Annotated in this window: 6 protein-coding genes; 3 read left to right on the top strand and 3 right to left on the bottom strand. The window is 75.8% G+C overall.

The genetic code is table 11. The features are described from left to right. Positions 1-108 precede the first annotated feature (108 nt). Both PKC53_RS00575 and PKC53_RS00570 read left to right on the top strand, forming a co-directional pair. Positions 109-1,464: an MBL fold metallo-hydrolase gene (locus PKC53_RS00575; protein ID WP_324425198.1), complete on the top strand. Its 1,356-nt coding sequence runs from the start codon at positions 109-111 to the stop codon at positions 1,462-1,464. Then, complete coding sequence (locus tag PKC53_RS00570; protein WP_324425196.1) at positions 1,461-2,735, top strand: MgtC/SapB family protein; 1,275 nt, start codon at positions 1,461-1,463, stop codon at positions 2,733-2,735. The genes PKC53_RS00575 and PKC53_RS00570 overlap by 4 nt, the downstream gene beginning before the upstream one ends. Positions 2,736-2,751: 16 nt before the next feature. Here the strand turns inward: PKC53_RS00570 and PKC53_RS00565 are convergent, their stop codons facing one another. Genes PKC53_RS00565 through hemC form a run of 3 tightly spaced genes read right to left on the bottom strand, consistent with a single transcriptional unit; the run spans position 2,752 to position 5,351 of the window. Beyond that, positions 2,752-3,597 (bottom strand): 2OG-Fe(II) oxygenase, encoded by an 846-nt coding sequence (locus PKC53_RS00565; RefSeq protein ID WP_324425194.1) that lies wholly within the window; start codon positions 3,595-3,597, stop codon positions 2,752-2,754. A gap of 34 nt (positions 3,598-3,631) precedes the next feature. Further along, a complete protein-coding gene (locus tag PKC53_RS00560; protein ID WP_324425192.1) occupies positions 3,632-4,411 on the bottom strand; it encodes a uroporphyrinogen-III synthase in 780 nt (259 codons plus the stop codon). Positions 4,412-4,415: 4 nt separating this feature from the next. Then, the gene (gene hemC, locus PKC53_RS00555) at positions 4,416-5,351 is read right to left on the bottom strand and encodes a hydroxymethylbilane synthase (RefSeq protein ID WP_324425190.1); all 936 of its coding nucleotides are present in this window, start codon (positions 5,349-5,351) and stop codon (positions 4,416-4,418) included. 91 nt (positions 5,352-5,442) lie between these two features. Between hemC and ppc the strand changes: the two genes are divergently transcribed. Beyond that, positions 5,443-8,244, top strand: coding sequence for a phosphoenolpyruvate carboxylase (ppc, locus tag PKC53_RS00550; protein WP_324425188.1), 2,802 nt, complete (start codon positions 5,443-5,445; stop codon positions 8,242-8,244). Positions 8,245-8,598: the final 354 nt, after the last annotated feature.

Below are 8,598 nucleotides of genomic sequence, written 5' to 3'. Positions count from 1 at the left end.
CGTGCGCATAGACTGCGCGCCTGTGCTCACCCCGCCCCGACGACCGGGCCGCACCCGCCGGTGCGTGCTCGCCCACGGGCCCGGGCACCGCACTGCGCCGAGACCACGATGCACATCCACTTCCACGGCGCCGCCGACACCGTCACCGGCTCGCGCCACCTCGTCGAGATGGCCGGCACGCGCGTGCTGCTCGACTGCGGCATGTTCCAGGGCTACAAGGTGCTGCGCGAGCGCAACTGGCTGCCACCGGCGCCCGCCCTGCTCGGCGCCGACGCGGTGGTGCTCAGCCACGCGCACCTCGACCACTCGGGCTGGCTGCCGCGGCTGGTGCGTTCGGGCTTTCGCGGGCCCATCTACGCGACGCCGGCCACGCGCGACCTCGCCGAGGTCATGCTGCTCGACAGCGCACGCCTGCAGGAGGAGGACGCACGCCGCGCCAACCGCTACGCGTACACGCGGCACGACAAGGCGCTGCCGCTGTACACCACCGCCGACGCGAAGCGTGCGATCGCGAAGATCGTGCCGCTGTCGCCCGGGCGCGAACTGGCGCTGGGCCGGGTGCACGTGTCGCTGACGCCGGTGGGTCACCTGCTGGGCGCGTGCGCGGTGACGCTGCGCGCCGGCCACGACACGCTGGTCTACTCGGGCGACCTCGGCCGCGACGACGACCTGCTGATGCCGGCGCCGCATCGCGTGGCTCGCGCCGACGTGCTGCTCGTCGAGTCGACCTACGGCGACCGGCTGCACCCGCGCGACGATGCGATGCAGCGGCTCGGCGCGATCGTGCGCGACACGGTCGCGCGTGGCGGCTCGGTGCTGCTGCCGTCGTTCGCCGTCGGCCGCGCGCAGGCGCTGCTGCTCGTGCTGCAGCGTCTCAAGGCGACGGGCCAGATTCCCCGCCGGCTGCCGATCTACCTCGACAGCCCGATGGCCATCGAGGCCACCGAGCTGTACCAGCGCCACCGCCGGCTGCTGCGCGTGGCGGCGCGCGAGATCGCCACGCTGACCGACGGGGTCACGCTGGTCGCGCGCGCGGCGCAGTCGGCCAAGCTGGCGCAGCGCCACTACCCGGCGGTCATCATCTCGGCCAGCGGCATGGCCACCGGCGGGCGCGTGCTGCACCACCTCAAGACGCTGCTGCCCGACCCGCGCCACCACGTGGTGTTCGCCGGCTTTCAGGTCGGCGGCACCCGCGGCGCGCACCTCGTGGCCGGCGCGCCGTCGGTGAAGATCCACGGCGAGTACGTGCCGGCGCGCGCGCAGGTCAGCCAGCTCGAGGTGTTCTCCGGCCACGCCGACGCCGACGGCGTGATGCACTGGCTGCGCGGCTTCGACGCGCCGCCGCGCCAGACCTTCGTCGTGCACGGCGAGGCCGCCGCGGCCGACGCGCTGCGCCTGCGCATCCAGGACGAGCTGCGCTGGCGCGTGCGCGTGCCGCCGCACGGCGGGCGCTTCGAGGTGTGAACGCCGCGGCGTCCGCGACCGAGGTCGCGCTCGGGCTGGCGGTGGCGCTGGGCGCCGGCCTGCTCGTCGGAATCGAGCGCGAGCGGCGCAAGGGCCGCGGCGCGCAGCGCCACGCCGCGGGCATCCGCACCTTCGCCGTCGCCGCGCTGGGCGGCGCGCTGGCGCACGTGGCCGACGGCGGCCGGCCGGGATGGCTGGTGGCCATCGGCGCGCTCGCGGTGGTCGTGCTGGTGGCCATCGCCTACGCGCGCTCGCACTCGAACGACCCGGGCATGACCACCGAGTTGGCGCTGGTGGTGACCTATGCGATCGGCGTGCTGGCGCTGCCGCAGCCGGCGCTGGCCGCCGGCGCGTCGGTGGCGCTGGCGGTGCTGCTGGCCGCGCGCAGCCGCCTGCACCGCTTCGCCACGCGGCTGCTCAGCGAAGCCGAGCTGCACGACCTGCTGCTGCTCGCGGCGCTGGCGCTGGTCGTGCTGCCGCTGCTGCCGCGCGAGCCTCTGCCCTGGCTGGCCGGTCTGCGCGCCCACACGCTGGCGGCGCTGATGCTGCTGATCCTGCTGCTGCAGGCGGCCGGCCACGTCGCGCTGCGCCTGCTCGGCGCGCGGCGCGGGCTGCTGCTGTCGGGCTTCGCGTCGGGCTTCGTCTCCAGCACCGCGACCGTCGCGTCGATGGGCGCGCAGGCGCGGCGCGCGCCGGCGGTCACCGCGCTCGCGCAGGGCGGCGCGGTGATGTCGAGCGCCGCGACCTGGGTGCAGGCGGCGCTGATGCTCGCTGCGGTGGCGCCGGTCGCCGCCGCGTCCTTCTGGCCCGTCGCGACCGCCGGTGCGCTCGCCGCCGCCGCGACCGCCGCGCTGCTGGCGCGCCGCGGCTCGGCCGACCCCGGTGCGCCGGCGCCGCGCGCAGGCACCGACGGGCCATTGCGCGTGCGCGAAGCCGCCGTCGTCGCGCTGCTGCTGACCGCGGTGACGATGCTCGTCAGCGCGGCGCAGTCGCGTTTCGGCGACGCCGGTGCGCTGGCCGGCAGCGCGCTGTCGGGGCTGGCCGACGCACAGTCGGGCATCGTCGCGCTCGGCGCGCTGGTGCGCGACGGCCGGCTCGGCGTCGACACCGCCACGCTGGCGATCCTCGCGGCGATCGGCACCAACACCGCGGTGCGCAGCGTCGTCGCCTGGGCCGCCGGCGGCTGGCGCTACGCGTGGCCGGTGGCCACCGCGCTGGCGCTGTCGTGGCTGGCGGCGGTCGGCGCGCGCGCGGTCGCGACGTCGACCTGAACGTGTCGGCGCGCCGTCAGGTGAACACGCCCTCGCGCAGCCACTTCGTCGCGACCCACTTCTCGCCCTCGACCACCGGCGCGCCGCCGTGCAGCGTCTTCGTCACCGGGTGCGCGCGGCCGTAGCTGAAGAACACCGCATTGCCGCGCACCGCGCCGACCTCGAGCCCGACGTCGGGAAAGGTCGTGCCGCCGCCGCGGGCCGGCGTGTTCAGGTACATCACCACGGTGCCCACGCGCTGGCCACCACGCCTGAGGATGGTCGGCGTTCCCGGCTGCGCCGGGTCGAAGTAGTCGTGGTGCGGCTGGTATTCGGCGCCGGGGCCGTAGTGCAGCACCTGCAGCCCCTCGCCGTGGTCCAGCGGCCAGTGCAGCAGCGCGGCGATGCGCCGCTCGATGCGCGCGACGACCTCGTTCTCGCCGCGCTGGAAGAACATGCCGCGGCTGGTGCGCGCGGCGTTGACCTCGCTGCCGCCGGTGGCCTGCTGCACCGTCTGCGAGCGCGCCAGCCGCGGGCGCGCCAGCTCGATCAGCTGCTCGCACTCGGCCGCGCTCAGCAGCGCGCCGAACACCACCACGCGCGGCAGCGCCATCTGCAGCAGCACCTGCACGTCGCGGTCGCCGGCGCGCACCACCGACGGCGAGCCTTCCAGTTCGGGCGCGGGCACCGGCACCGGTGCGGCGATGCCCTGCTCCTGCAGAAAGTCCTGCAGCGCCTGCTCGATCGCCGCGATCGCGACGTCCTCGTGCCAGCCGCTGGCACGCATCGCCGCGAGCACGCCGTCGGGCGGCTGTCCGGCGCGCGCCTGCTCGACGATCCAGCGCCGCAGCTCGGGGGTGATCGCCTGTCGGGTCGGGTCCATCGCGCGATTGTCGCCAACGCGCGCGCGGCGCGGCTCAACCGCGCGCCACCTCGCGAAGCACGCCCACGACCGCGTCGAAGGCCGGCCGCACCTCGTGCACGCGGCCCACGCCGAGCGCGCGTGCCGCCTCGGCGATGCGCGGGTGCGAGCACAGCGCCGTCGCGCCACGCCACGCCGCGTGCGGCGCGAGCGCGCGCAGGCGGCCCACCGCCTCGGAACTGCTGAACAGCCACAGGTGCCCGCCCGGGGCGGCCAGCGCCTGCGCGAGCAGCGCGCGCTCGGCGACCGTGGGCTGCGGCGCGCCGCGCTGGTAGGCCTGCACGAAGTCCACGTCGGCGCCGGCGGCGCGCAGCGTCTCGCACAGCCAGTCGCGCCCGCCGTCGCCGCGCACGATCAGCACGTGCGCGCCGCGCCAGTCGCGCTCGCGCAGCCGCGCCCACAGCGCCTCGGAGTCGAACTGCGGCGCGTCGGCCGCCGGCTGCACGAGGCACGCCGGCGGCACGCCGCGCGCGAGCAGCACCTGCGCCGTGCCGGGCCCGGGCGCCGCCGCCGTGACGCGCGCCGGCCAGGTGGCGCCCGCGGGGCACCGCGCGAAGAACCGCTCGACCGCGTTCGGGCTGACGAACACCAGCATCGCCGGCGCATCGGCGCCGGCCAGCGCGCGCCACGCCGCGTCGACCGGTGCCGGGTCGTCGGCGGCCTCGATGCCCAGCAGCGGCAGCGCGACGGCATCGAAGCCCGCGGCGCGCAGGCGCTGCGCCCACTCGTCGGCCTGCGGCTGCGGCCGCGTGACGACCACGCGCGTCGTCGGCACGGCGTCAGTCGGCCGCGGCGAGGTAGTCGCCCGCGCCTTGCACCAGCAGCGCGTGGGCCGCCTGCTCGCCCAGCGCCTCGGCCTGCGCGGTGTCGGCCACCGGCGACTCGACCTGCACGCGCAGCAGCGCACGGCCGGCGCGGTGGGCGTCGCCGAGCAGCGCGTCCAGGCGCAGCAGCGCGCCGTCGAAGCGCGCGTGCGCCGCCAGCGGCACGCTGCAACTGCCGCCGAGCGTGCGCGATACCGCACGCTCGGCGTGCGTGGCCAGCCAGGTCGGCGCGTGCGTGAGCGTCGCGACGCGCTCGCGCAGCGCCAGCGCGTCCTCGCGCAGCTCGATGCCCAGCGCACCCTGCCCGGCCGCGGGCAGCATCCGCTCGGGCCCGAAGCGCGCACGGATGCGCGACGCGAGGCCGAGGCGCACGAGCCCGGCCGCAGCGAGCACGATCGCGTCGTAGCCGCCTTCGTCGAGCTTGCGCAGCCGCGTGTCGAGGTTGCCACGCAGCGGCTCGATGCGCAGGTCGGGGCGCAGCACGCGCAGCTGCACCTCGCGGCGCAGGCTCGACGTGCCGACCACCGCACCGGCGGGCAGCGCATCGAGCGACTCGAAGCGGGCGCTGACGAAGGCGTCGCGCGGGTCCTCGCGCTCGAGCACCGCAGCGAGCACGAAGCCCTCGGGCAGCGCCATCGGCACGTCCTTCAGCGAGTGCACCGCCAGGTGCGCGCGGCCGTCCTCGAGCGCGGTCTCGAGCTCCTTGACGAACAGTCCCTTGCCGCCCACCTTCGACAGCGTGCGGTCGAGGATCTGGTCGCCGCGCGTGGTCATGCCCAGCAGCTCGACGCCGACGCCGAGGCGCTCGCGCAGCAGCGCGCGCACGTGCTCGGCCTGCCACAGCGCGAGGCGGCTCTCGCGCGTGGCGATGATCACGGGGGTCTGGCTCATGCGGCGGATTATGGTCGGGCCGCGCGCGGCCGCCGCGCAGCGGCGCGGCGCCGCGCCCGGTAGCATCGGCCGTCCGACCCCCGCCCCCGCCATGCCGCGCCCCACCGCTTCCCGCCGCCGCGACGACGCCGCGGCGAAGAACCGCCCGCTGATGGACGACATCCGCCTGCTCGGGCGCATCCTCGGCGACGTCATCCGCGAGCAGGAAGGCGCCGAGGCCTTCGCGCTCGTCGAGCGCATCCGCCAGCTGTCGGTGGCGTACCGGCTCAAGCGCGACGCCGCCGCCGGCAGGGCGCTCGACCGGCTGCTGAAGAACCTGTCGGTCGAACAGGCGGTCAGCGTGGTGCGCGCGTTCAGCTACTTCAGCCACCTGGCCAACATCGCCGAGGACCGCCACCATGTGCGCCGGCGCACGTTGCGCGCCGCGCGCGGCGACCTGCAGGCCGGCTCGCTCGCGGCGTGCTTCGAGCGCCTGGCGCGCGCCGGCGTGCGCGCCGCCGACGTCGCGCGCGTGCTCGAACGCGCGCACGTCTCGCCGGTGCTCACCGCGCATCCCACCGAGGTGCAGCGCAAGAGCATCCTCGACGCCGAGCGCGATGTCGCCGAACTCGTCGCACGCCGCGACGCGCTGGCCACCGATGCCGAACGCGCCGACAACGAGGCGCTGCTGCGCGCGCGCGTGACCCAGCTGTGGCTCACCCGCATGCTGCGCCACGCCAGGCTGACGGTGGACGACGAGATCGAGAACGCGCTGAGCTACTACCCGGCGACCTTCCTGCGCCAGATCCCGCGCCTGTACGCCGAGCTCGAGCGCGCGCTGCCCGGCCACCCGGTGGCCAGCTTCCTGCGCATGGGGCACTGGATCGGCGGCGACCGCGACGGCAACCCCCACGTCGACGCCGGCACGCTGCGCACCGCGCTCGCGCGCCAGGCCGAGGTGGCGCTGCGCTTCTATCTGACCGAGGTGCACGAGCTCGGCGCCGAGCTGTCGCTGTCGCAGCTGCTCGCGCCGGTGACGCCCGAGATGGCCGCGCTGGCCGAACGCAGCCCCGACCGCAACCCGCACCGCGCCGACGAGCCGTACCGCCGCGCGCTGACCGGCATCTACGCGCGGCTGGCGGCGACGCTGCACGCGCTGACCGGCACCGAGGCGCTGCGCCACGCGGTGGCGCCGCAGGACCCTTACGCCACCGCCGACGAGTTCCTCGCCGACCTGCGTGTCATCGAGACGTCGCTGCGCCGCCACCAGGCGGCGGCGCTGGTGGCGCCGCGGCTGGCGCCGCTGCGGCGCGCGGTGCAGGTGTTCGGCTTCCACCTCGCGACGCTGGACCTGCGCCAGAGCTCGGACCGCCACGAGGCGGTCGTCGCCGAGTTGCTCGCCGCCGCGCGGCTCGAAGCCGACTACGCGGCGCTCGACGAGGCCGGCAAGCGCGCGCGGCTGCTCGCGCTGCTCGACGACGCGCGGCCGGTGCGCGTCGTCGGCCATGCCTACTCGTCGCTCGCGCAGCGTGAGCTGGCGGTGTTCGACGCCGCGCTCGAGGCGCGCCGGCGCCACGGCCCCGCGGCGCTGCGCCACTGCATCATCAGCCACACCGAGGACGTCAGCGACCTGCTCGAACTGCTGCTGCTCAAGGAGACCGGGCTGGTGCGCGGCACGCTGAACGACGCCGCCGTCAGCGACCTGATCGTCGTGCCGCTGTTCGAGACCATCGGCGACCTGCGCCGCGCCGAGCCGATCATGCGCGCCTTCTTCGCGCTGCCGGGCGTGCGCGCGATGGTCGAGCGCAGCGGCGGCGAGCAGGAGGTGATGCTCGGCTACAGCGACAGCAACAAGGACGGCGGCTTCTTCACGAGCAACTGGGAGCTGTACCGCGCCGAGGTCGCGCTGGCGGCGCTGTTCGCCGCCGACGGCGAGCTGCGCGGCGTGCGGCTGCGCCTGTTCCACGGCCGCGGCGGCACCGTCGGGCGCGGCGGCGGCCCCAGCTACGAGGCGATCCTGGCACAGCCGCCGGGCACGGTCGACGCGCAGATCCGCCTTACCGAGCAGGGCGAGGTGATCAACAGCAAGTACGCGAACCCCGAGATCGGCCGCCGCAACCTCGAGACGCTGGTCGCCGCGACGCTCGAGGCGACGCTGTTGCACCCGACGAAGAGCGCGCCGAAGGCCTTCCTCGACGCGGCCGCCGAGCTCAGCGAGGCCAGCCACCGGGCCTACCGCGCGCTGGTGTACGACACGCCCGGCTTCGCCGACTATTTCTTCGCGGCCACGCCGATCCGCGAGATCGCCGAACTGAACCTCGGCTCGCGCCCGGCGTCGCGCCCGAAGGACGGCCGGGTGTCGCCCTCGATCGCCGACCTGCGCGCGATCCCGTGGAGCTTCAGCTGGGGCCAGTGCCGCGTCGCGCTGCCGGGCTGGTGCGGATTCGGCGCCGCGGTCGAGGCGTTCCTCGGCACCGACGCGGCGCGCCGGCGCATTCGCCTGGCGCTGCTGCAGCGCATGCACCGACGCTGGCCGTTCTTCCGCGCGCTGCTGTCGAACCTGGACATGGTGCTGGCCAAGACCGACCTGCGCATCGCGCGGCGCTACGTCGAACTGGTCGACGACCGGCGGCTGGGCCGGCGCATCTTCGCGGCGATCGAGGCCGAGTGGCTGCGCGCGCACGAGGCGCTGGCGCTGATCACCGGCGAGCGCGAACGGCTGGCCGGCAACCCGGCGCTGGCGCGCTCGCTCGACCACCGCCGCCCGTACATCGACCCGCTGAACCACCTGCAGGTCGAGCTGATGCGGCGCTTCCGCCGGCGCAGCGACGCCGAGGCGGCCACCGACCGGCTGCAGCGCGGCATCCACATCTCGATCAACGGCATCGCAGCGGCGCTGCGCAACACGGGCTGAGGCGCAGGGCGCCTCCGGCGCCGCCCGCTCGGCCGAGCGGACCGGGCTCGGTGGGTGCGGTCATGGCATGGTTGGAGCGCGTACTGCGACAGTCGCGTGCCAAGGCCGGCGGGTGGCTGCCTCCGCTCATGTCCCCCGGCGCCGACCTGCGGTCGACGCCTCCTCCTTCACTTCGCTGCGGCAGCCACCCACCGACCTTGGTGGTCCACCGTCGTGGCCTGCGAGCGACCCAGTGCGCCACGGCTCAACGATCGGGTCGCCGGGGGGCCCTGTGGAGCGAAGTCAAGGAGGAGGCACCTGCCGAAGGCGGGCGCCGGGGGACATGAGCGCAACAGGGCGCCCCGGCGGCCCGAT

Origin of the sequence: Azohydromonas sp. (assembly GCF_035325925.1) — a bacterium.
Lineage (GTDB): Bacteria > Pseudomonadota > Gammaproteobacteria > Burkholderiales > Burkholderiaceae_C > Calidifontimicrobium.
Note: the sequence above shows the minus strand (reverse complement) of the source record. Positions and strands in the feature narration are given on the sequence as shown.

Excerpts from the sequence above, each read along its gene's own strand:
- PKC53_RS00575 (WP_324425198.1), top strand. The coding sequence starts at position 109 with ATGCACATCCACTTCCACGGCGCCGCCGACACCGTCACCGGCTCGCGC.
- PKC53_RS00565 (WP_324425194.1), bottom strand. The coding sequence starts at position 3,597 with ATGGACCCGACCCGACAGGCGATCACCCCCGAGCTGCGGCGCTGGATC.
- hemC (WP_324425190.1), bottom strand. The coding sequence starts at position 5,351 with ATGAGCCAGACCCCCGTGATCATCGCCACGCGCGAGAGCCGCCTCGCG.
- ppc (WP_324425188.1), top strand. The coding sequence starts at position 5,443 with ATGCCGCGCCCCACCGCTTCCCGCCGCCGCGACGACGCCGCGGCGAAG.